The following is a 21,171-nucleotide window of genomic DNA, read 5'->3' on the forward strand; positions in this document are numbered from 1 at the left end:
ATCCTATCTATTTCTAAAACGAAAAAAGATAGGATGAAATAAATTCCCTTTGCAGGAAGATTTACTGAGCAGGAACCCCAGGGATTTCTTTTTTCTTTTTCTCTTTAGAGAGTAATCCTTTTAGTTTTTCCTGAGTGGCTGGGTCCTGAAGTTTTTCCTTCCCCATTTGGATTGCCTTTTGTCCTTCTTCCGAATTGGCTTTTTCAATTAGTTTATTCACAAGGCCAGGCTCTTCTGAACTTCCATCGCTAGATTGTGAACTTGCACAATTGATCATGAGTGATAGCATCATTGCTAAGAATAGTGTTTGTTTCATATAAAGTATCCGTTACTTGGGAAAAATTTTGTAGTAGAAACAGCTTTCCGTCAATGGAAAAACAAAATCGTTTGTAGAAAACGAGGCTCCCTCTAAAACCATTCCAAACTCCCACCAAAACATAAGGATGTTTCATGAATCAAAAGGCTATCGATAAGGATTCAGCACAATTAGAAGCTTTAGGACTCAAATCAGAATTTGACCGTAGTATGAGTTTCTGGGAAAATTTTTCCCTAGGTTTTACTTACCTTTCCCCCGTTGTCGGAGTCTATTCCGTATTTGCCCTAGCCATCCAAGCGGGTGGACCGCCTATGATTTGGAATTATTTACTCGTTGGATTGGGGCAATTTTTAGTTTGTCTCATTTTTGGTGAGATCGTTTCCCAATACCCAATCTCTGGAGGGATCTATCCGTGGTCCCTTCGTTTGGTGGGAGAACGTTGGGCTTGGATGTCCGCATGGGTTTACGCTTGGGCGCTTTTCACAACCGTGGCGGCTGTTGCTGTCGGTGGTGCGCCTTTTCTTACACAACTTCTGGGTGTAGAACTCGGAAACTCTGGTTTTATCTGGATTGCTATCATCATGATTCTTTTTTCCACCCTTCTCAATTTGACTGGAACGAAGCTTCTGGCAAAGGTTGCTTTTTTTGGATTTTTGTGTGAGCTTATCGGTGCGATTGTTGTAGGTGGATACCTTCTTATCTTTGCAAAAGTAAATTCCATTTCGATCCTTTGGAATACATTTTCTTTTGGCGAAGGTGTGAATTACTTCCCTGCGTTTCTTGCGTCCTCTGTAGCAGCTATGTTCTGTTATTATGGGTTTGAAGCTTGTGGAGATGTTGCAGAAGAAACACCGAACGCTAGTTCTGCGATTCCTAAATCCATGCGAATGACAATTTATATCGGAGGGGGTGCTGCCACCTTCGTTTGTTTGGCTTTATTACTTGCCCTACCCAACATAGAAACTGCCATTTCTGGTGAAGATCACGATCCAGTCACGACCACCCTTGTATCGGCCATGGGCCTAAACGGATATCGAATGGTCATTGTGGTCGTTATGGTTTCTTTTTTGTCCTGTTTACTCAGCTTACAAGCGGCCGCAAGTCGCCTTTTATTTTCTTTTGCTCGGGATGGAATGATATTTGGAAGTAAACACCTAAATCGTCTCTCTAAATCAGGAAAAGTGCCAGTAAATGCCCTTCTAGTGACGGGACTCATTCCCATCCTCATCACCGGTTTGGGATATTGGTTGCAGGATGCAGTCACAACCATTATTAGTTTTGCTTCTGCCGGAATTTACGTCGCCTTTCAAATGGTGGTTCTTGCTGCTCTCTATGCAAGGATCAAAGGTTGGAAACCTTCGGGCTCTTTTCAATTAGGAAAACTGGGAATTTGGATCAATGGACTAGCTCTATTTTATGGGATCACTGCTGTTGCCAATATGATCTGGCCAAGAACTCCTGAAGAACCCTGGTATATCAATTATGGAATGATATTTACAACTCTGGTTGTAATTTCCACAGGGATCATTTATTTACTCGTGGCGAAACCACATTTAAAAAGGAAAACCTAAACTAAAAGTCTGCACAATTTCTTACCTAACTAAAGTTTGGGAATAGATTTATTCCCTTTCCCAAACTTTAAATTCTCCGTTTTCGATTTCTTCTTTCAAAATTATCTTAAATCCTGGCAAATAACTTCCACCAAACCCGTGATAGGTAATCAGTTTTGTTTTCGGTTTTAATAAAAGGAAATTTAGTTTTAAGGATTGTAAGTCTTTTAAAAATTGGTTTGCTGATTTTTCTTTTAAATCATCAATTCGGTGACTTCCTTTCATCGTTTCATACAAAGGATTAAAACAATAATAATGCGAATGGCCTAAGGGAAAATCTTTTAGAAAATTTGTATTTTGAAAATCGACATTTGTTGCCTTCCATTGTTCTTTCATAGCTTGCGAAACAGAAACCAATTCCTTTCTGTCTTCCAAACCTAAGATAGGAAAGGATCCTTTTGAAAGAAGAGAAAGATAAACACAGAACTTGCCAACACCAGAACCTAGATCCAGAACAGATTTCACTTGGTCCTCTAAAAGAAATTTCCAGGTCCTTTCAATGACGAAAATGGGAGTCCATTGGTATGGAGAAAGAGTTTGGAATTTTTTTGGCAGATACGAATCCCAGATCTTATCTGTCATCAGATCCCCTACGATGATTTTCCCTTCTTGATTCAAAAATTGGTTTCTCATTTTTATCCAGTGTGTTACACCATTTGCCTATGGACCAGAAGATTCAGTATTTGAACCAAATGATCGAAATCATCGATAACAAAGTGACCATTTTTAAGAAAAATAAGTCCAGGTTACCACAGGCAGCTTATACAGCAGAAAAACAAGTCCTTACCCGCACCATCCAAGATACCATCAAACTCGCAGAAGAAATAAAACCCGTTCCCTTTTCACTGATAAATGATTTGAAAGCTCTCATCAAACAGTTATAGTACAAATTGCCCTAGGAAGGGTAAGGTTATGAAACCCATTTTTTGTTACCAGGTTCCCGTTGTCGTTGGTTCAGGAATTTCTGGCGGAGCCATTGCCATGATGGATTCCGATATTGTCATTTATGACAAAGGGAGAATTTTAGGTGGTAGGGTTTCCAGTAAAACAAAAGATTCTGTTTCTTATGATTTTGGAGCCACAATGTTCCGGGACCTAATGGAAGTTCATTGGCTAGGAGGAGAAACAGAATATTCCATTTCCGAAATTTGGTCATCGAAACAAGTTCAATTTCCGACTAAACCCATTTATGATCAATTTCATTTTTATCCGACTAAAGGAATGTCTGATCTCGTATCGGGAATGATGGGGAAAGTAAAACCCATCCAAGGACATACTTTAAAAAGAATAGAGTCCCCTGACAAAGAAACCTGGAATTTAGAATTTTATAATTCCGAAACTAAAGTAAGTGAATGGATCTCAACTCACAATGTCATTCTTACCCTTCCCATTCCACAAATTTTAGAAATTTTTAATCGATCAGAAGAGGATCCCAAACTGGAAAGGTGGGCTGATTTTTTAGAACCTTTTAATGACTACCGCAGAACTTTAGTTAGTTATTTTTATTGGGACAAATGGAAACCAAACTGGAAATCATTATCATTAGATCCCTCGCTTTCGATTCCCATCACAACAACACTAGAACGTGGAATCGATTGGGAATACCAAAGTTGGGAAAGTATCAAATATCCAGATGAATTTGAAAAAGGGTCTGCTCTTCTCGTTCAATTTGGTTCTAAATTTTCGGAAGCTCATTACGAAGATTGGATGGATGAAAATCGAAATCCTACGGAAAAATATAAAGATTATCTCTTACATGGACTGAGAGAAAAATTTGATGCACCACCACCTAACTTAATTTGGAATCACCGTTGGAAGTATGCACAAGCAAGAATGCCGCTTCTAGGAAAAGAGGGCCCACTCCGGCTTGACACAGAAAGCTTTTCGGAATGGAAATCACTTTGTAAAGAAACAAGAATCACTATTCTCGGAGATTGGCTTTTTGGTTCTAAGATTGAAAGAATCATTGGGGGAATTTATTTTCTCAGTCACAATGGTTTACTCTGATTCTTCCTTTGCTAATAATTCTCGGAGTTGCCCCACTCTCCTTCGGTTAGCAAAAATATCCCAAAGGCCTAAAATGGATTGAGACCGAATTTGTGCTTCCGCTTTTCCTTCAGGGAAATAGATTTCAACTCGATCGGGAAATCGAAAGACCTTAGTAAAAAAAATCACACGAATGTATTCCCCTTCCTTTTCTTCCCTAATCCAAATATTTTCTGCTTCATGGAAGTATTTAGAAATTCTTTCGTAAGCTATTTTTCTCGATGTAGTGTAGGTTATGGGATCTACTTTATGCACAAAGTTGTACTGCATACTTTGACTTGAAACACAGTTAGGTGATGGAGGACAGCCATTCAGTTCACCATTACTTACGCCAGAAAAAGGACTAAGGACACTCATACAACAGAGAAAGAAAACGGTAATAGCAGATTCCATATCTTCCAAAAATAGGCTCCCTTAATTTTTTACTTGCAGAATTTATAAATTTAAGTATTTTTATCGGCTCATGCAAAAGTTCAAAAAATATAGCATTCTTGGATTGATTATCAGTATCATCTTACTCATTGTCGTAGCCTATTATTTTTCAAGTCTAGTTCTCTATCCAAAGGTGAAATGCAATCCAGACCACCATGTCTTTTGTCAGGGTCCTAGTGAACTCGGTTTAAATTTTGAGGAAGTAGAGATCCAAACAGAGGACAAATTGAACCTTGTTAGTTACTGGATTCCCACCAAACAATCCCAAGCTGCAATCATTCTTGTTCACGGACATGGTGGACAAAGGAACGAAGGACTCCGATTTGCAAAAAGTCTTCATGAAGCAGGGTATAATTTACTTTTACTCAGCCTACGCCGTAACCATGGCGGATTTGCATCCATGGGATTTCATGAACAAAAAGATGTAACAGCCGCTATTAACTATTTAAAATCCAAAGGGTTTCAGAAAATAGGAATCTTTGGATTCTCCATGGGTTCTGCCACAAGTATCATTGCCATGGCTGATCATCCGGAAATCCAAGCGGGACTTTTTAGCAGTGGGTATGGAAGTGCCATTGATGTTCTTGTCGAATCTGCCAACCGTGATTTTGGAATCCCTTACTACCCGCTCATTCCGGTGGTCAAACTCGCTCTCAACTTGCGGGGGGAAATGGATATCGATTCAGTAAGACCTATCGATAAAATTGCATCCATTAGTCCAAGACCGATTGCCATCTTCCATTGCACAATGGATGATTATGTAGACTACCACCATGCGAAAGATCTATTTGCAAAAGCTGGCGAACCGAAATCAATTTGGTCACCAGAATGCAATCGTCATGAGCGCCTTTGGAATTTTGCACCAAAAGAAGCGGAATCTCGTGCGGTGGGATTTTTTCAGAAGTATTTGAAATAGGAATCTTTATTATATAGTTTATTATCCGGGGTATTTTTTATCTGAAATTGAAAGACTTGATAGATTTTGTCATCGCTATTAATGTAAAAATTGCGCGATATGTAGTTTAACGGAATCTAAGGTATTTATCGTTTTAGAAAATTTTTATTAAATAGAAAAAACGGAATCAGAACCAAATAGGAAACCAACGCACAAGACATTGTCTCTTATTGACCTGCTCTATAAAATAAAACCCTGAATCCTGGATTACCTGACCATTCAATAGTCTTAATGCAGAAAAAAAATTAAATTATTCTAAAAATCGAATAACATGTGATCCTTGATTAGAGGCTAGTTCTTTATTTTGTGTTTGCAATGCGTAATGTCCGCTAAACCTTTTTTCTCTGTGGATTTCGCCTAGCCTTGTTTGATAATTAACCGTAAGGAACTTCGAAGAACCAAACATCTATTGGTGCAGCACTAGTCCATACAACTAGCGAAATTACGATTTCCCCAAAAAACAAGAATCCAACTTCATTTAAAATTCATTTCTCTAAGAACTTCTAAATAAAACCAGGCCAATGTGCAATTTAAAATTAGGTTACGAATTTTCCAACTTCTAGAGAATATTTTGTCCTAGGCTCCTGATATTCTGTCATCATAAAGAGGAACAATGATACTAAACGATTCTTCAAAATATAACTACGATATAGAGAATGATGACGAACCTGAACTATATACCTACACTTTTGATCTAAAAAAATTAGAAGAAAAATCCTATAACTATTCTGTTTCTGTATGGAAATCCATCAAAAAGGCTCTCAAAGATTTTTCTCCCGAAAACATGCCAAATTTTGTAATTTTCTGCGGTGACAATTATTACGATGGCCTCCCTATATCCTATCAGATTGGAATTTTGGGAGAAATCGAGTCGAATTTACACATTAGCCTAATGAGGGAATTTAATAAAAATACTGCCTTCTGCGACTTTGACATAAATTCCAACGAGTTTCTTGTGGCAAAGTATAGGTTCGATAAAAAGAAAGTCTATAGCTACAATAACTGGGAAGAAAAAGCTTATAGCGATTACAATATAGGTAAACGAGTATTACCAAGGTATCTATTTAATGAAGATTGGATAAATTACCACGGTATCGAGTAACCTAAACATGATTTTTCATTTAAAACAAAAACCGAACAAAAAGTATAAGCAAGGAGGTCAGAAGGCAACAAAACATCGGACATGCGGAAAATCCAATAAAACCTTCCCGACTTACACTTTAGATTACTGGTAGAACGATTTTTCTTGAAACTATCGAGAAGAATTTCTGTTTTATATAAAGTTCATTAACAACGAATGATTCCATCAATGACAAAATATGAATCTATCCGATATTTTTTTGGCGGAAATAAATACTTAAAAATTACATTCTGAGGAATGATTTGAAATATAAATATTCTTGGTATATGAGCCTAAAGATCTTGGTAATATACGCGGATCCGAATGCATTCTATTTCGATCACTTTGAGCAACGGTCGGAATGGCAGTTTGCCCGAAATACTTAGTCTCTTTGAATGCTTAAGACTTAATATATATCTTTTTAATATTCGATGAAAATTCAAGATACCTGAAACTAGCCAATGGAATACAGGATTCGATTAGACATTCTGATTGCATTAAAGTTTTATCTACTATTATATTGGAATAAGTTGCTTCAAGGTTGGGACGGCTTCCATTTATCTTTCTAACTCCCTTGGCGGTGGTCAATGTGGTATGCTGGTTCATACAGTTGGGATCAACGGAGGGATGACTTTCTACAAATCGATTCCACTAAGTAACCAATACTACTTAGAAAAGGATCTAGATGAGAAGATTCCAAAGAACGTAACACTTTATACAGATGAAGGATATGGGTTTCTATGGGACAGACCCAATCACAAATCAGTGAATCACTCCCGCAAGAGTAAAGATCCAAGATACAATATGTCTAGGGAACGTTGCGTAACAAAAGAAGGTGTATCTTCTAATGGTGCTGAAGCTAGAAACAATATATTAAAACAATCATTCCGAAGTTACGGGTATATTAGTCCTAAGTGGTCACAATTATATCTTGATGAGATTAGTTTTCTAGGAAACGTCAGATTCTCGCCTGATTTGAGAGAAATTCTTTTGGGTAAGGAAGATTTGAATTTGTGGGGATTGTCTATACGAACTGCTCGAAGGACTATTGGGTCTTTCGCACACACTAACCCAATTAGAAGCTCCCTCAAACCTCGCAAAAATAAACCCTTCAAAAATTACACAAACCCTCTCAAGGCTTCCCCTGAACTCGACAAAATCTATGCCACAAAAACTCTAACCATCATTTCAAAACTATTCCCAAAAACTTGTGGATGTTCTAACCCTAATTTAGTTTTTCACAAATTCAAAGTAAGACCTACAATTGCACGTTGTAGTAACTGTTACAAACAAGTTAGTATAACATCTAACACACCTTTAGATAGATTCAAGTTACCCCTATCCTACTTCTCATATATCTTAGAGAATCAGATTTTAAGTTACCCAAAATCAGTGACCTCATCAGAGATTTCCAGAAAGTTAAATTTACCGTATAATGCTAGTTATAGATTAAAAAGAAGGATTCAAATCTTTTGTTCACTCCTTAATGAGAAGTTAAGGGAACAAATGTATCAGGAACTAGATGACCACTATAAAAAGAACCCTATAACATTACCAAAGGAAGGAGACTACAGAGAAATAGCCAAAGAAAATCCTGTTTGTGTTGCTGATTCAGTGATTTTATTCAGCTCTTCTTTACGTGCCAATTCATTCAGATCCAGAAGATATAACACTGGCGTTAGTTCAATATATTTGAGTAATTCTGTGAAGAACGGAGAACAGAAAGGAATCCTTTGTCATACTACAGGGGTTGTGGGTAAATGGACTTTTTACACAAGTTTACCATTAGCGAATAGTTATTACCTTCAAAAGGATTTAGAAGAAAAGTTCCCTAAGTCTTCCATCCTTTGGACTGACCAAGGTTATGAATTTTTATGGGAATATAAGAATCATAAATCAGTAAATCACTCTAAGCGAAGTAACGACCCAAGATTCAATATGTCTAGGGAAAGATGGGTCACTAAACAATCGGTAACTTCCAATGGAGCTGAAGCTCGTAACAATCTCATTAAGCAATCTTTCCGAAGCTATGGATACATTTCTCCGAAGTGGAGTACCTGCTATCTAGAAGAATTTAGTTTTCTAGCCAATGTTAAATATGCCGAACCCTTGAGGGAGCTTCTAATTGGGTCTAGTGTGTGTGAAGGAGATAATTTTTGCTCGAAGGGGGACTCGAACCCCCACACCTTGCGGCACTACCACCTCAAAGTAGCGTGTCTACCAATTCCACCATCCGAGCGGGCGTGTATGTGGACAGGTTAGGAAAACAGGTTCTTTCGTCAAGGAGATGAATTTTCTCTTGTCACTTGCGCTTACTATTCAGTAGGTTGTAGGGGTCAAGTATGCAAGTATCCGATCTTACCTTTCGACTCAAACTCCTTCTTATGGGCTTTATTTCCCCTATTTTTGTTTTGGTGGGTCTCACTTTATCGGCCCCTTATTGGCTTAGATCATCAGAAACTTACCAAAAATCGGATATAGCCGTTTTAGAAGTTTCCAACACCTTACCTTCAAAAAAGATTCTAAAAACGATTGTTACCTTGTCCGAACGTTCGGATTTCAAAAAACTAATTCTCGTTATCCGAGAAGACAAAACTCAAAACTTTTTATATTCACCAGGGGAAAGAGAGTCAAAAATCAAAGACCATTTAAGTTCACTGGGAATGAGCCCTAGCCTAGTCTCTTCTCTGATAATCCCAACATCCAAAATGGGTGACACAGACGAGGCATCGAAAAACCTATTAAAAATAGCCGTTTCTGACAATCTCGGTGGGATTTTACTTCTCGCAAGAGAGTATGAAACCAAACGAATTTTAGGAACCTATCGCAAAACCTTAGCCAGTTTGCCCATTAAGATAACCGCATACGGATTTCCATCAGAGATCTCAGGTTCCAATTGGTTTTTATCGGAAGATGGAGTCAGGGAAATTACCGGCGAATTTGTACGTTATCTGTATTCTTATATTAGAGGTATCCTATAAATGGATGAAATTAAAGATTCCAACGAATTGATAGAACAACGCATTCAAAAAATTAACGATTTAAAAGCAAAAGGTATCAATCCTTATCCACTTCGTTTTTTTCCTAATGCTGATTCCAAATCTCTCATTGCGGGATTTGATCCGAACCAAACAGAAAAAAAATCCTTTAAACTAGGTGGTCGTTTGCATGCCAAACGAGTGATGGGAAAAGCAAGTTTTGCTCATTTAAAAGATGCAGAAGGTCTCATCCAATTGTATGCCACTCGTGATGATTTAGGCGAAGAGAATTATTCATTATTTAAGTCTTTGGACTTAGGGGATTGGATTGGAATCGAAGGTTGGCTCTTTCAAACACAAAAAGGAGAAACCACCCTTCACTTAACTAGCGTTCAACTTCTCGCAAAATGCATTCGTCCCCTTCCGGTGGTCAAAGAAAAAGATGGAGTCGTTTATGATGCGTTTTCTGATGTAGAGCAACGTTACCGTATGCGTTATGTTGATCTCGTTGTAAATGAAAACGTAAGAGAAACATTTAAAATGCGTTCTCGGATCATTTCCGAAATTCGTAAATTTCTAACGAATGAAGGATTTTTAGAAGTAGAAACTCCTATGATGCAACCGATTGCTGGTGGTGCGGCAGCTCGTCCTTTTGTCACTCATCACAACACTCTAGATATGGAACTTTTCCTTCGCATTGCACCTGAGCTTTATCTAAAAAGACTCATTGTCGGTGGAATGGACCGAGTCTTCGAACTCAACCGTAACTTTCGTAACGAAGGAATTTCGACAAAACACAATCCTGAGTTTACGATGATGGAAGCCTATATGGCCTTTGGCGATATGGAAACTATGTTATCACTCACAGAAAGAATGATTGTTTCTGTAGCCCAGGCCATTGGCAAAGGTTTAAAATTTGCTTATGGGAAGGATCAAATCGATTTATCGCCTCCTTGGAAACGAGTGAAATATATCGACATCATCAAAGATTATTCAGGAATTGATTTCAGTAAAATCACTGAATTGAAAGATGCCATCGCACAAGCCAAAGCCAAAGGTGTAGATTCTTCTGATTCTGTATCCATTTGGAAAGTATGTGATGATGTTTTTAGTTCTCTTGTCGAACCTCACCTCATCCAACCCATCTTTATTACTGATTTTCCAAAAGAACTCTCTCCTCTAGCAAAGTCGGGTGAAGATGATCCAAAGTACGTAGAACGATTTGAGCCGTATGTAGCCGGTCGCGAGATCGGAAACGCCTTTACAGAGTTAAACGATCCTTTTGACCAAAGGGAACGATTTGAAGAACAAGTAAAACAAAGAGAAGCCGGTGATGATGAAGCCTTTATGATGGATGATGATTATATCAGAGCTCTTGAATATGGACTTCCTCCGACAGGTGGGCTTGGAATTGGAATTGATAGGCTTGTAATGTTACTCACTGACTCTCACTCCATCCGAGATACTATTCTTTTCCCTCTGATGAGACCGGAATAAAGATTCCCAGAAAAGATCCTTTCGCAAAAAATCTTGAGGGGACGAGAAAGTAAAATCTCGTCTCTCCTTCAAGCCTGAAAGCTCCATTAATAAAAAAGCCTCCCAAGGATAATCCTCGGAGGCTTTTTTATATGATAAACCCAGAAGTGATTATTTTTTGTTAATATTCAGTTTCGGTTCTGATTCGATTGTGCGAATGAGTTTGGATAAATTGGACTGGAAGTTAGCCGTTTGTCCAGAGTTTAGATTGTAGTTGATTGTTTCTTTTCGGTTTGTGTAACTGATCGCAATCGATTGGCTTTCTCCAATTTTCGGAATGATATCCGAAGAGATGGCAGAACTAATGATGATGGTATCAGAGTAATCAGTATTGGTGCGTTTTAAATTGTGCCAAGTATCCCCTAACTTTAAAGAAACGCCAATCGGAATGTCCACGTCAAAGGTTCCAATTTCGTAGAGTAAAAAATACTGAACAAGGCCAGTTCCATTATCCCTTTCGGCTTTAAAATACACACAAGGTCGTCTTTCAAAAACCAGCAAAAATTTCCGTAAACAAATCTCTTTGGAAATAGCCGTTTGTTGCTCTAAAGTTGGTTCCGGTGTGACCACATAGGCTTTGGTTCCCGAGCAGGAAACAAGGACCAGAAAAGTGAGAAAAATGGTCGAAATTCGGGTGAAGGAGAAGAATCTTTCCATGGTAAGCTCATTCTTTTTCGAGGTGCAAGGTTTGGCAAAGGAAAAAATCCTGTTCCTATGGTATCTTATCCTAAAGGAAAAATAAAAGTCCTACTTCTGGAAAACATCCACAAGGATGCTTACGAACTTTTCCACCGAGACGGCTTTGACGTCACTCTCGTCAAAGATGCGATGGAAGAAGCAGAACTCATCGAAAGAATAGCGGATGTACACGTTTTAGGCATTCGCAGCAAAACAAATGTTACAACCAAAGCCCTAGAAAATGCAAAAAAATTGATGACGATTGGTTGTTTCTGCATTGGAACCAACCAAGTAGAACTAGAAGAAGCAGAAAAACGTGCAGTTCCTGTATTTAATGCTCCTTATAGCAATACAAGATCCGTTGCTGAACTTGTAATTGCAGAGATCATTATGCTTGCAAGAAAAGCATCTGACCAGTCTCGTGATGTCCACTTAGGCAAATGGAATAAAATTGCCAAAGGTTGTTTTGAAGTTCGTGGAAAAACCCTAGGGATTATTGGTTACGGACATATTGGCTCACAAGTCTCTGTTTTAGCTGAGTCCATGGGGATGAAGGTTGTTTTTTATGATATCATTTCCAAACTCCCACTTGGAAACGCATCTTCTGTTCATAGTTATGAAGAGCTACTCAAACAATCGGATTTTATTACCTTCCATGTTCCCGAAACAGATGAAACAAAAAATCTATTTCGCAAAGAACATCTAAATATAGTCAAACCAGGTGCTTATTTACTGAACCTATCTCGGGGGAAAGTATTGGAAATTGATGCTCTAGTGGAAGGACTCAAATCAGGAAAACTAGCAGGTGCCGGAGTTGACGTATTCCCTGAGGAACCAAAGTCAAATGATGATCCTTTTGTCAGCCCCCTCCAAGGTCTACCAAATGTAATTTTAACTCCACATATCGGTGGTTCTACGGAAGAAGCACAAAAAAATATTGGAACAGAAGTTGCCGAAAAACTTCTAAAGTATGTGAATAACGGTTCCACTACTTTTTCTGTGAACTTCCCCAATATTGAACTAGGAAGTTTAAAATCGGGATACCACAGGATTCTCAATATCCACCAAAACCAACCGGGGTTTTTACGAGATATCAACTCCATCATTTCTGATTTAGGTGGAAATATCTTGACACAAAACTTAAGTACATCATCAAATATTGGTTACTTGAGTATGGAAATAGACAAAAATTTGGGTGATGAGTTAAAAGATAAAATCAAAGCCCATAAACATTCCATTCGCACGCGAATCCTCTACTAAAAAACATTGGGAAGGAAAACATCAAAATGATAGAAGTCCTTCCCATCTTTACCAACTCTCCTCTTCGAAACTTTAGTTACCTCGTTTATTCCAATAGAACAGGCGAAGCCTATTGTATTGATCCTTTTGATGCAAAATCCATTTTAACTCATACAAGAAGCTTAGGTGTTAAAATCAAAGGGATCTTAAATACACACGAACATGGAGACCATACCCAAGGGAACTTAGAACTAAAAGAAGAAACAAAAGCAATTGTTTATGGGCACAAAGATGCTAAAGACAAAATTCCTGGTTTGGACAAGGTTCTAAAGGAAGGAGATATTGTTTTTTCTTTTGAAGAAGAATCTCTTGTCGTTTGGGATACCCCAGGCCATACCTTTTCTCACCTAAGTTTTGTTCGTAAAAACCCCAAAACCATTTTAGGAATTTTTTCCGGTGATACTTTGTTCAATGTTGGTGTAGGAAACTGCTTTCGCGGAGGTGATCCAAATGTAATGTATGAAACCATTTCGTCTCGATTTGAGACCCTTCCCGATTCTTGTTTACTGTATCCTGGGCACGACTATTGGGAAAATAATCTAAAATTTGCCGAACATGTTGACCCTAAAAATGAATTTAGAGAGAATTTCAAAAGTAAAGTAAAACCCTTTCAAGTTTCAGAAATCGGTGAGGAAAAAAAACTAAATCCATTCTTTCGGAGAAATACAAACTCAGTCAAAGAAAGATTAGTTTCCCTAAACGAAACCATTTCCGATGATCGATCTGTATTTTTAACTTTAAGAAGACTAAGGGACCACTGGTAGTCACTTCATGACTGATATTCGGTCAAATTTCAAAAGACGTCTACTCTCCACTCTCCTCCTAAACATAGGAATTCTATCTATTTTCTTTGGTTCTTTCTATTTGTATTCAGAAACAGAAGTCAAAAGTCCAACTAAAAAAACTGATAGGGAATTTGATTTCCAAAAAGCCAAACGAGTATTCAAACGATTTTATAAAAAGGTAGGAACAGATTTTTATTGTGGGTGTAAGTTTTCTGAAGATACGGAAGTGCAAGGAAGGCTTAAAATTGATTTTGAGTCCTGTGGTTTAGACAGTCGCAAAGACAAACTCCGCCAAACATGGATTGAATGGGAACATATTGTTCCAGCTCATAGCTTTGGGAGTGAACGTGAATGTTGGAAAAAAAGAGACTGCGAATGGAATGGAAAACCTGTCCGCGGTCGTAAATGTTGTCAAGCCACAGATCCTTTATTCAACCAGATGGAAGCAGACTTACACAATTTAGTCCCTGTCCCAGGCGAGATCAATGCCGACAGAGGGATTTTTTCTTACGGGGAAGTAGAAGGAGAAGAAAGAAACTACGGACTTTGCGATTTTGAAATCAATTTTAAAACACAAACAGCAGAACCAAAACCTAACATTCGTGGAGATATTGCACGCGCCTATCTGTACATGGAATGGAAGTATGGGATTCCGATTCCAGAAAATAGACGAAAACTCTACGAATCATGGAACAAACTCGATCCACCAGATACCTTCGAAATTAGAAAACACGAAGTGATTGAAAAAATCCAATCCACAAAAAATCCTTTTATTGATTGAATCGGAACCCACATTCAGATTCTAAAAAGTTACGAAAGACCATCACTCTTTTGGAAGGTGCTCTATGGTTCGGATGAACTACCCAAACTTTTCCGAAATTTTCTAAAGGATAATCATTCAGGATAGGAACTAAATTTCCTTTTTCTACATGTTCATCAATATCCCAAAAGGACCGAATGAGAACTCCCTTCCCCTTTAACCCCATCTGCACCAAACTCGATGCATCGTTTGATAAAAAATTTCTTTTTCCTGTAACTTCTCCGAGCGAAAGATTGGTTCCTGAAAACCGTAATTCTTTATGCAAATCCAAATACAAAAGGTTATGGGATTTTAGATCTTCTGGTGATACAATTTTTGGATGAGTCCTTTCGTATTCGGGACTCACAACAAGAGAAATCCGATTCGCAAATAATTCCAGACCGATTAGTCCAGACGGAACTTCCATTCCCACTCGAATTCCGATATCAATAGACTCTTCCATTAAATCGAGTAAACTATCTGTCACAATCAATTGGATTGTAATTTTAGGATTTTTCTCCTGAAACTTCTGGGTAATTTCAGAGATAAAATTATTTGCCATTGAACTCACGCAAGTGACACGAAGTAGTCCCTCTAACTCGTCTTTGCTGGTGAATGAATTTTCTAAATCCTTCACGCTCTCGAGAACAGTCAGTACTTTTGGGTAAATGAGGTCAGCATCCCTCGTGGGGATTACCTTTCTTGTATTTCGATAGAACAACTGCGTGTTCCAAACTTTCTCAAGTCCTTGGATTCTTTTGGCTACGGCGGCTTTTGTAATCCCGAGTTTGAGAGCCACTTGCGTAAAATTCCTTTCCTGAACCACAAATACGAAGGTTTTTAGGTCATCTAGGTCACGAATCATAGAAATCATCCATTAATTGTATACTAATAATATACAATCTGTCAACAATAAGCACTATTGAATATTTTTTATTTACAAATTTTTAACCCATTAGAGACCGACCGTTATGAATGCAGTAGAAACAAACGGAATCACACTGGCTAGCCTAGTGTTAAGAATCGCAATTGGAGCCAACCTATTAGGCCATGGCATCGTAAGGATGGGAAGTAAGTATGAACCCTTTAGAATCTGGCTCCATACTTTATTTGCAGAAACACAAATACCCAATTTTTTTGTAAGTTTGATGGGTTATCTCATTCCTCCCATGGAACTTCTTTTAGGTGTACTCATCTTAATTGGTTGGCAAACTAAATGGAGTTTGTTTGTGGCAAGTATATTGATGTGTTCTTTGATTTTTGGAATGTGTTTACTCGAAAAATGGGAAATCGTCGGAATCCAAATGGTTTATATGCTTTGTTACTACCTTTTACTAAGCTCCGTTGACAAACAAATTCTATCAGTAGATTGGATTCTAAAAATGAGGAATTTATGAAAGTAATTGCAGCCCTATTTGATCCAAAAGAAAAAAAATCCGTTTTACGATCGTTAGAAGTAGAAAACCAACCCTTGGGAGATCACGATGTACGAGTCGAAGTGAAAGCAATTTCAGTCAATCCGGTTGATTATAAAATTAGAAATTCCATAAACGAAGGAAACCCAGGACCGAGAGTTTTGGGTTGGGATGCTGCCGGAGTGGTCACAGAACTTGGAAAAAAAGTGACAACACTGCAATTGGGAGAGGAAGTATTTTATGCAGGCGATTTAAAACGTCAAGGAAGTAATGCAGAATCCCAAATTGTGGATGAGTTTATTGTGGGAAAAAAACCAAAAAACCTAAATTTCAAAGAAGCAGCTTCCCTTCCCCTAACAACAATTACTGCTTATGAGGCAATATTTGAAAAACTGAAACTAGATCCCTCACTCAAAAAAAATATTCTAATTGTTGCCGGTGCTGGCGGTGTGGGAAGCATAAGCATCCAAATTCTAAAACAAATGACAAAGGCTACTGTCATTGCAACATCTTCCAGAGAAGAATCCATCTCTTGGGTCAAATCCTTAGGTGCCGATTATACTGTAGATCCCAAAAAAGATTATACAGAACAAATTAAAAATTTTGGCCTTTCTGGAGTTGATGAAGTTCTCCTCTTTACTGATCCGAAAGACCAAATTGAAAATTTGTCTAAAGTTTTAAATCCATTTGGAAATATCTGTTCCATTGTGGAATCGGGTGAACCTCTTAACATGAATCTATTAAAATCGAAAAGCAACGGATATTTAAATGAATTTATGTTCACAAAATCTATGTTCCAAACAGAAGATCGAATCAAACAAAAACATTTGTTAGAAGAAATTGGTAAATTGGTGGAAACGGGAAAAATCATTCCGACAAACAGGATCGACTTGGGAGAAATGACAGAGGAGAGTCTAAACAAAGCACATGAACTTCTACAATCAGGAAAAACAATCGGTAAAATTGTACTCGGAGGAATGAGAAAATGAATACAGGTTTAAAAAATAAAAAAGTTTTGGTGACAGGGTCAACCAAAGGAATCGGTTTCCAAACGGCTCTTGGATTTGCCAAGGAAGGAGCTGAGGTTTTGGTCCATGGTCGAAGCGAAAAGGCAGTAGAAACAGCCATAGCAGAGATTAAAAAAATTATACCCGAATCTAAGTTAGCGGGCGTCTCTGCAGATTTGGCAACTGAGGATGGAATCCAAAAACTCATCAGGCAAGTTCCAGAAGTAGATGTGCTCATCAACAATGCAGGTTATTTTGAACCGAAAGAATTTTTTGCCATCACAAGAGAAGATTGGAAAAATATGTATGAAACCAATGTTTTAAGTGGGGCAGAACTCACCCAAAACTACCTAAAAGGAATGTTAGAGAGAAACTCCGGAAGGGTGGTTTTTGTTTCGAGTGAATCGGCCTTAAACATTCCTGTCGAAATGGTTCACTATGGGATGAGTAAAACGGCTCAACTTTCCATCTCTCGTGGGAGTGCAGAAGTTTGTAAGGGAACAAATGTCACAGTAAACTCTGTTTTACCTGGGCCGACACTTTCGGAAGGGGTAGAAGAATTCATCCAGGCACTAGCAAAATCCCAAGGCAAGTCTAATGAGGAGATGGCAAAAGACTTCATCCGAGAAAACAGACCTTCTTCTTTGGCAGGGAGATTTGCCAAACCAGAAGAAATTGCCAACGTAATCGTTTTTCTGGCAAGTGACCTTGCGTCTATGATCAATGGGGCTTCTGTTCGTGCGGATGGAGGTGTTTATAAATCCATCTAAAGGACAGAAAGGGACGGCAGTATTTCTTAAATTTAGGAAAATGGATTTTGCTTCATTTACAGAAAACTGCCGAATTTTCAAGCTGGAACCTGTATGAAAGAATATGACATCATTGTCATTGGTGCCGGTGCAGGGACTAAACTTGTCACCCCACCTTCTAAGATTGGCAAACGAGTGGCTGTCTTCGAAAAAGAAAGTCCTGGTGGAACTTGCCTCAACCGAGGGTGTATTCCTTCGAAAATGGTGATTTATCCTTCGGAACTCATCCGTATGGCAAAAGACACGGAAAAGTTTCCTGTTTTTTTCAAAGAAAAACCAGAAGCCGATGTAGACAAAATCTTTCAACGTGTGAACGATACGGTCAAACAAGATTCGGATTCCATTCCGGTTGCTTATGAAAAAAATCCAAATATAGACTTTTATCAAAAACAAGTTCGGTTTATAGACAACCGAATTCTTTCCGATGGAACAGAAACCTATACCGCCAAACATATATTTATCGTTACGGGAACAAGGCCCCATATTCCAGAAATTCCAGGCTTAAAAGATACACCCTACTGGACATCTAGAGAAGCTCTTTCACCAAATAGTTTTCCGAAGTCACTTCTCATTGTCGGTGCGGGTTTTATTTCCTTAGAACTGGGAGCCGCCTACGCAGCTTATGGTTGCCAAGTGACTGGACTTACAAGAACAGACGTTTTGCGATCTGCTGATGGAGATATCAAAAAAGAATTAAACAAACATTTACCTTTTCCAATTGAATCTCATTACCAAATCCAAAAAGTTCAATTTGAAGACGGATTATTTGTCGTTACAGGAATCACAAAAGATGGTCAGACGACCATCCACAAAGCAGAACGACTTCTTATGGCCACAGGAATTAGGCCCAATACAGATGACCTTGGATTAGAAAATACAAAAATCAAAACGAGTGATTCCGGTTATATCCAAGTGAATGAAACTCTGGAAACAACTGAACCTGGAATTTATGCCTTCGGTGATGTGATCGGCAGGTATTTTTTTCGTCATAGTGCCAACTTTGAAGGTGAGTATCTTTTTGAACATTTGTATGGAAACCAAACCAATCTTCCCATTCAATACCCACCCATGCCAGAAGCTGTATTTACCCATCCGCAAATAGCAAGTGTAGGTTTTACAGAAGAAGAATTAATTCAGAAGAAAGTTCCCTATTATAAAGGAATCAATCCCTACTCTTCTAGTGCCACAGGGATGGCAAGGATGTCTGATTCAGGATTTGTAAAGGTTTTAGTTTCGAAAGAAACAGAACAGGTGCTTGGTGCCCATATCATAGGGGACGAAGCATCAAACCTCATCCACCAAATCATTCTTGGAATGTATTTAAAAGCGAAATTAGATGATTACTTAGGAATGATCTACATCCATCCAGCAATATCAGAAATCACAAGAAATGCATTTCGTAAAGTAAGGGAAGAAAAATTAAAAGGTTAAGAAATGAAAAAATTTTTATTTAATCGTTATGACAAAGAAACCTTACGGAAACGCGTTGAAAAGGACAAAAGGGAACGCCGTGTCATTTCCTTCTATCGTTATGTAAAACTCGAAGATCCAATTATCTTTCGAGATCAACTTTATGATGCTTTCGAAGATTTAGGAATTTTAGGGAGAATCTATTTAGCAAAAGAGGGAATCAATGCCCAGTTTTCTATTCCAGTAGAAAATTATGAAACTTTACGGTCAGTAGTAGACTCAATTCCCGAACTCAATCAAATCTATTTTAACGATGCAGTCGAAGATAAAAAAGAAAGTTTTATCAAACTCGCCATCAAAGTTCGCAAAAAAATTGTGGCTGACGGTTTGGATGATTCACAGTTTGATCCTTCCAATGTAGGAACCCACCTAACACCCTTAGAATTCCATGATGCATTGGCCGAACCTGGAGTGATTGTTGTAGACCTTAGGAACAACTACGAATCAGAAGTGGGTCATTTTGAAAATGCCATCCTTCCCGATGTAGGGACATTTCGGGAAGAGTTACCTCTTGTAGAAGATTTACTCAGTAACGATAAAGATAAAAAAATCCTTCTTTACTGCACTGGTGGGATTCGTTGTGAAAAAGCAAGTGCCTACTTAAAGTATAAAGGATTTTCCCAAGTCCACCAATTACGCGGCGGAATCATTAATTATGCAAAGGCAGTTCAAGACGCTGGTCTTCCCTCCAAGTTCAAGGGTAAAAATTTTGTTTTCGATGATAGATTAGGAGAACGAGTTACCGAAGACATCCTTACTGTCTGTTATACTTGCGGAAAACCAAGTGACCGCCATACCAATTGTGCCAATTTAGGTTGCCATGTTTTAATCGTTCAATGCGAAGATTGCTCCCAAACGCTACTCAATTGTTGTTCTGAAGAATGTAAAAACATAGTTTTACTACCAGAAGAAATGCAAAAAACGCTAAGAAAAGAGAATATCAAAAACAAAAAATACCCGACCCACCACCTAACAAGAAAACTAGTAGGAAAATAAATGTCAGAATATGCAATCGAACTAGATGGATTAGAAAAAACCTATCCGAACGGTGTGAAGGCACTTCGGTCCATCGATCTTAAAGTAGAGTCCGGAGACTTTTTTGCTCTTCTTGGACCCAATGGTGCTGGGAAATCAACTACCATTGGAATTTTAAGTTCTTTAATCAACAAAACAGGTGGAAAAGTGAAAATCTTTGGAACCGATATTGATACGGAGCTTGACTTAGCCAAAACTTACTTAGGAATTGTTCCTCAAGAATTTAATTTTGGAATCTTTGAAGCTGTAGAACAAATCCTCATCAATCAGGCCGGTTTTTACGGAATTCCTTATAAGGAAGCAAAAAACAAAGTAGAGTATTATTTAGAAAAACTTTCCCTAATCGACAAAAGGAAATCAGCAGCAGGACAACTCAGTGGTGGAATGAAACGAAGACTGATGATTGCCCGTGCTCTCATCCATGACCCAAAACTTTTAATTTTAGATGAACCCACAGCTGGTGTAGACATTGAAATTCGTAGGTCTATGTGGGAATTTTTGAAAGAACTAAACCAAGCAGGAAAAACAATTATCCTAACGACCCATTATTTAGAAGAGGCTGAGTCACTTTGTAAGAATATCGCGATCATCGACAAAGGTGAAATTGTTGAAAATACTTCAATAAAAAAACTCCTACACCGATTGGACAAAGAAACCTTTATCATCGATTTAAAGAAAAGTTTCAAAACAAAACCACAATCTAAAAAATTCGATTTAGTTTGGTTAGACGATCACAGTTTAGAAGTGCAGTTAGAAAAAAAAGAATCGGTAAACCAACTTTTTACCGAACTCACTAAATTAAATTTAGAAGTTTTGAGTCTTCGAAACAAATCCAATCGACTTGAAGAACTCTTTTTATCACTTACAGGAAAAAACTAATT

General features: G+C 38.1%; 21 protein-coding genes and 1 tRNA gene. 16 read left to right on the forward strand and 6 right to left on the reverse strand.

Annotated elements, in window-relative coordinates; all coding sequences use genetic code 11:
- Positions 1–61: 61 nt before the first annotated feature.
- Complete coding sequence (locus tag CH361_RS10070; RefSeq protein ID WP_100790706.1) at positions 62–316, reverse strand: hypothetical protein; 255 nt, start codon at positions 314–316, stop codon at positions 62–64.
- Between the two features lie 134 nt (positions 317–450).
- Here CH361_RS10070 and CH361_RS10075 point away from each other — a divergent pair, with 134 nt between their 5' ends.
- Positions 451–1,887, forward strand: a complete 1,437-nt coding sequence (locus CH361_RS10075; protein WP_100790707.1) for an APC family permease — start codon at positions 451–453, stop codon at positions 1,885–1,887.
- 48 nt (positions 1,888–1,935) lie between these two features.
- Here the strand turns inward: CH361_RS10075 and CH361_RS10080 are convergent, their stop codons facing one another.
- Positions 1,936–2,508, reverse strand: coding sequence for a methyltransferase (locus tag CH361_RS10080; protein ID WP_341864917.1), 573 nt, complete (start codon positions 2,506–2,508; stop codon positions 1,936–1,938).
- 62 nt (positions 2,509–2,570) lie between these two features.
- Between CH361_RS10080 and CH361_RS10085 the strand changes: the two genes are divergently transcribed.
- A complete protein-coding gene (locus tag CH361_RS10085) occupies positions 2,571–2,810 on the forward strand; it encodes a hypothetical protein (protein ID WP_244279789.1) in 240 nt (79 codons plus the stop codon).
- Positions 2,811–2,838: 28 nt separating this feature from the next.
- Positions 2,839–3,933 carry an NAD(P)-binding protein gene (locus tag CH361_RS10090; protein WP_100790709.1) on the forward strand — a complete coding sequence of 365 codons (1,095 nt, stop codon included), beginning with the start codon at positions 2,839–2,841 and terminating at the stop codon, positions 3,931–3,933.
- Here CH361_RS10090 and CH361_RS10095 read toward each other — a convergent pair.
- Positions 3,925–4,365, reverse strand: coding sequence for a DUF1499 domain-containing protein (locus CH361_RS10095; protein ID WP_100790956.1), 441 nt, complete (start codon positions 4,363–4,365; stop codon positions 3,925–3,927). The two genes, CH361_RS10090 and CH361_RS10095, sit on opposite strands and share 9 nt — an antisense overlap.
- Positions 4,366–4,435: 70 nt before the next feature.
- On the opposite strand from CH361_RS10095, the gene CH361_RS10100 reads away from it, so the two are divergent.
- A complete protein-coding gene (locus CH361_RS10100) occupies positions 4,436–5,320 on the forward strand; it encodes an alpha/beta hydrolase (protein ID WP_100790710.1) in 885 nt (294 codons plus the stop codon).
- Positions 5,321–5,972: 652 nt separating this feature from the next.
- Complete coding sequence (locus tag CH361_RS10105) at positions 5,973–6,461, forward strand: hypothetical protein (RefSeq protein WP_100790711.1); 489 nt, start codon at positions 5,973–5,975, stop codon at positions 6,459–6,461.
- A 2,175-nt stretch (positions 6,462–8,636) separates the two neighbouring features.
- On the opposite strand, the gene CH361_RS10115 is transcribed toward CH361_RS10105, so the two are convergent.
- Positions 8,637–8,718: transfer RNA gene (locus tag CH361_RS10115), tRNA-Leu, on the reverse strand.
- A gap of 103 nt (positions 8,719–8,821) precedes the next feature.
- Between CH361_RS10115 and CH361_RS10120 the strand changes: the two genes are divergently transcribed.
- Positions 8,822–9,460 (forward strand): hypothetical protein, encoded by a 639-nt coding sequence (locus CH361_RS10120; protein WP_100790712.1) that lies wholly within the window; start codon positions 8,822–8,824, stop codon positions 9,458–9,460.
- Between the two features lie 9 nt (positions 9,461–9,469).
- Positions 9,470–10,954, forward strand: a complete 1,485-nt coding sequence (lysS, locus tag CH361_RS10125; protein WP_208861428.1) for a lysine--tRNA ligase — start codon at positions 9,470–9,472, stop codon at positions 10,952–10,954.
- Between the two features lie 150 nt (positions 10,955–11,104).
- Here the strand turns inward: lysS and CH361_RS10130 are convergent, their stop codons facing one another.
- Complete coding sequence (locus CH361_RS10130) at positions 11,105–11,650, reverse strand: hypothetical protein (protein WP_100790714.1); 546 nt, start codon at positions 11,648–11,650, stop codon at positions 11,105–11,107.
- A 57-nt stretch (positions 11,651–11,707) separates the two neighbouring features.
- Here CH361_RS10130 and serA point away from each other — a divergent pair, with 57 nt between their 5' ends.
- Genes serA through CH361_RS10145 form a run of 3 tightly spaced genes read left to right on the forward strand, consistent with a single transcriptional unit; the run spans position 11,708 to position 14,536 of the window.
- The gene (gene serA, locus CH361_RS10135; RefSeq protein WP_100790715.1) at positions 11,708–12,931 is read left to right on the forward strand and encodes a phosphoglycerate dehydrogenase; all 1,224 of its coding nucleotides are present in this window, start codon (positions 11,708–11,710) and stop codon (positions 12,929–12,931) included.
- A 26-nt stretch (positions 12,932–12,957) separates the two neighbouring features.
- A complete protein-coding gene (locus CH361_RS10140) occupies positions 12,958–13,734 on the forward strand; it encodes a hydroxyacylglutathione hydrolase (RefSeq protein WP_100790716.1) in 777 nt (258 codons plus the stop codon).
- 7 nt (positions 13,735–13,741) lie between these two features.
- On the forward strand, positions 13,742–14,536 hold the full coding sequence (locus CH361_RS10145) for an endonuclease (RefSeq protein ID WP_100790717.1): 795 nt from the start codon (positions 13,742–13,744) through the stop codon (positions 14,534–14,536).
- Here the strand turns inward: CH361_RS10145 and CH361_RS10150 are convergent.
- Positions 14,526–15,419, reverse strand: coding sequence for a LysR family transcriptional regulator (locus CH361_RS10150; RefSeq protein WP_244279791.1), 894 nt, complete (start codon positions 15,417–15,419; stop codon positions 14,526–14,528). The two genes, CH361_RS10145 and CH361_RS10150, sit on opposite strands and share 11 nt — an antisense overlap.
- A gap of 106 nt (positions 15,420–15,525) precedes the next feature.
- On the opposite strand from CH361_RS10150, the gene CH361_RS10155 reads away from it, so the two are divergent.
- From CH361_RS10155 to CH361_RS10180, 6 genes are all read left to right on the forward strand, one after another.
- Positions 15,526–15,951 (forward strand): MauE/DoxX family redox-associated membrane protein, encoded by a 426-nt coding sequence (locus tag CH361_RS10155; RefSeq protein ID WP_100790719.1) that lies wholly within the window; start codon positions 15,526–15,528, stop codon positions 15,949–15,951.
- A complete protein-coding gene (locus tag CH361_RS10160; protein WP_100790720.1) occupies positions 15,948–16,958 on the forward strand; it encodes a zinc-binding alcohol dehydrogenase family protein in 1,011 nt (336 codons plus the stop codon). Before CH361_RS10155 ends, CH361_RS10160 begins: the two co-directional genes overlap by 4 nt.
- Complete coding sequence (locus CH361_RS10165) at positions 16,955–17,746, forward strand: SDR family NAD(P)-dependent oxidoreductase (RefSeq protein WP_100790721.1); 792 nt, start codon at positions 16,955–16,957, stop codon at positions 17,744–17,746. The genes CH361_RS10160 and CH361_RS10165 overlap by 4 nt, the downstream gene beginning before the upstream one ends.
- Before the next feature lie 93 nt (positions 17,747–17,839).
- Entirely contained in the window at positions 17,840–19,216 is a 1,377-nt protein-coding gene (locus CH361_RS10170) for a dihydrolipoyl dehydrogenase (protein WP_100790722.1), read from the forward strand.
- Positions 19,217–19,219: 3 nt separating this feature from the next.
- Positions 19,220–20,251, forward strand: coding sequence for an oxygen-dependent tRNA uridine(34) hydroxylase TrhO (trhO, locus tag CH361_RS10175; RefSeq protein ID WP_100790723.1), 1,032 nt, complete (start codon positions 19,220–19,222; stop codon positions 20,249–20,251).
- Positions 20,252–21,169, forward strand: a complete 918-nt coding sequence (locus CH361_RS10180; RefSeq protein ID WP_100790724.1) for an ABC transporter ATP-binding protein — start codon at positions 20,252–20,254, stop codon at positions 21,167–21,169.
- The last annotated feature ends 2 nt before the right edge of the window (positions 21,170–21,171 follow it).

The sequence above is a fragment of the Leptospira brenneri genome, from assembly GCF_002812125.1.
Classification (GTDB): Bacteria; Spirochaetota; Leptospiria; order Leptospirales; family Leptospiraceae; genus Leptospira_A; species Leptospira_A brenneri.

Excerpts from the sequence above, each read along its gene's own strand:
- CH361_RS10075 (WP_100790707.1), top strand. The coding sequence starts at position 451 with ATGAATCAAAAGGCTATCGATAAGGATTCAGCACAATTAGAAGCTTTA.
- CH361_RS10100 (WP_100790710.1), top strand. The coding sequence starts at position 4,436 with ATGCAAAAGTTCAAAAAATATAGCATTCTTGGATTGATTATCAGTATC.
- trhO (WP_100790723.1), top strand. The coding sequence starts at position 19,220 with ATGAAAAAATTTTTATTTAATCGTTATGACAAAGAAACCTTACGGAAA.
- CH361_RS10155 (WP_100790719.1), top strand. The coding sequence starts at position 15,526 with ATGAATGCAGTAGAAACAAACGGAATCACACTGGCTAGCCTAGTGTTA.
- CH361_RS10145 (WP_100790717.1), top strand. The coding sequence starts at position 13,742 with ATGACTGATATTCGGTCAAATTTCAAAAGACGTCTACTCTCCACTCTC.
- CH361_RS10070 (WP_100790706.1), bottom strand. The coding sequence starts at position 316 with ATGAAACAAACACTATTCTTAGCAATGATGCTATCACTCATGATCAAT.
- CH361_RS10140 (WP_100790716.1), top strand. The coding sequence starts at position 12,958 with ATGATAGAAGTCCTTCCCATCTTTACCAACTCTCCTCTTCGAAACTTT.
- CH361_RS10095 (WP_100790956.1), bottom strand. The coding sequence starts at position 4,365 with ATGGAATCTGCTATTACCGTTTTCTTTCTCTGTTGTATGAGTGTCCTT.
- CH361_RS10090 (WP_100790709.1), top strand. The coding sequence starts at position 2,839 with ATGAAACCCATTTTTTGTTACCAGGTTCCCGTTGTCGTTGGTTCAGGA.
- CH361_RS10165 (WP_100790721.1), top strand. The coding sequence starts at position 16,955 with ATGAATACAGGTTTAAAAAATAAAAAAGTTTTGGTGACAGGGTCAACC.
- CH361_RS10105 (WP_100790711.1), top strand. The coding sequence starts at position 5,973 with ATGATACTAAACGATTCTTCAAAATATAACTACGATATAGAGAATGAT.
- CH361_RS10180 (WP_100790724.1), top strand. The coding sequence starts at position 20,252 with ATGTCAGAATATGCAATCGAACTAGATGGATTAGAAAAAACCTATCCG.
- CH361_RS10130 (WP_100790714.1), bottom strand. The coding sequence starts at position 11,650 with ATGGAAAGATTCTTCTCCTTCACCCGAATTTCGACCATTTTTCTCACT.
- CH361_RS10150 (WP_244279791.1), bottom strand. The coding sequence starts at position 15,419 with ATGATTCGTGACCTAGATGACCTAAAAACCTTCGTATTTGTGGTTCAG.
- CH361_RS10160 (WP_100790720.1), top strand. The coding sequence starts at position 15,948 with ATGAAAGTAATTGCAGCCCTATTTGATCCAAAAGAAAAAAAATCCGTT.
- CH361_RS10120 (WP_100790712.1), top strand. The coding sequence starts at position 8,822 with ATGCAAGTATCCGATCTTACCTTTCGACTCAAACTCCTTCTTATGGGC.
- CH361_RS10170 (WP_100790722.1), top strand. The coding sequence starts at position 17,840 with ATGAAAGAATATGACATCATTGTCATTGGTGCCGGTGCAGGGACTAAA.
- serA (WP_100790715.1), top strand. The coding sequence starts at position 11,708 with ATGGTATCTTATCCTAAAGGAAAAATAAAAGTCCTACTTCTGGAAAAC.
- CH361_RS10080 (WP_341864917.1), bottom strand. The coding sequence starts at position 2,508 with ATGACAGATAAGATCTGGGATTCGTATCTGCCAAAAAAATTCCAAACT.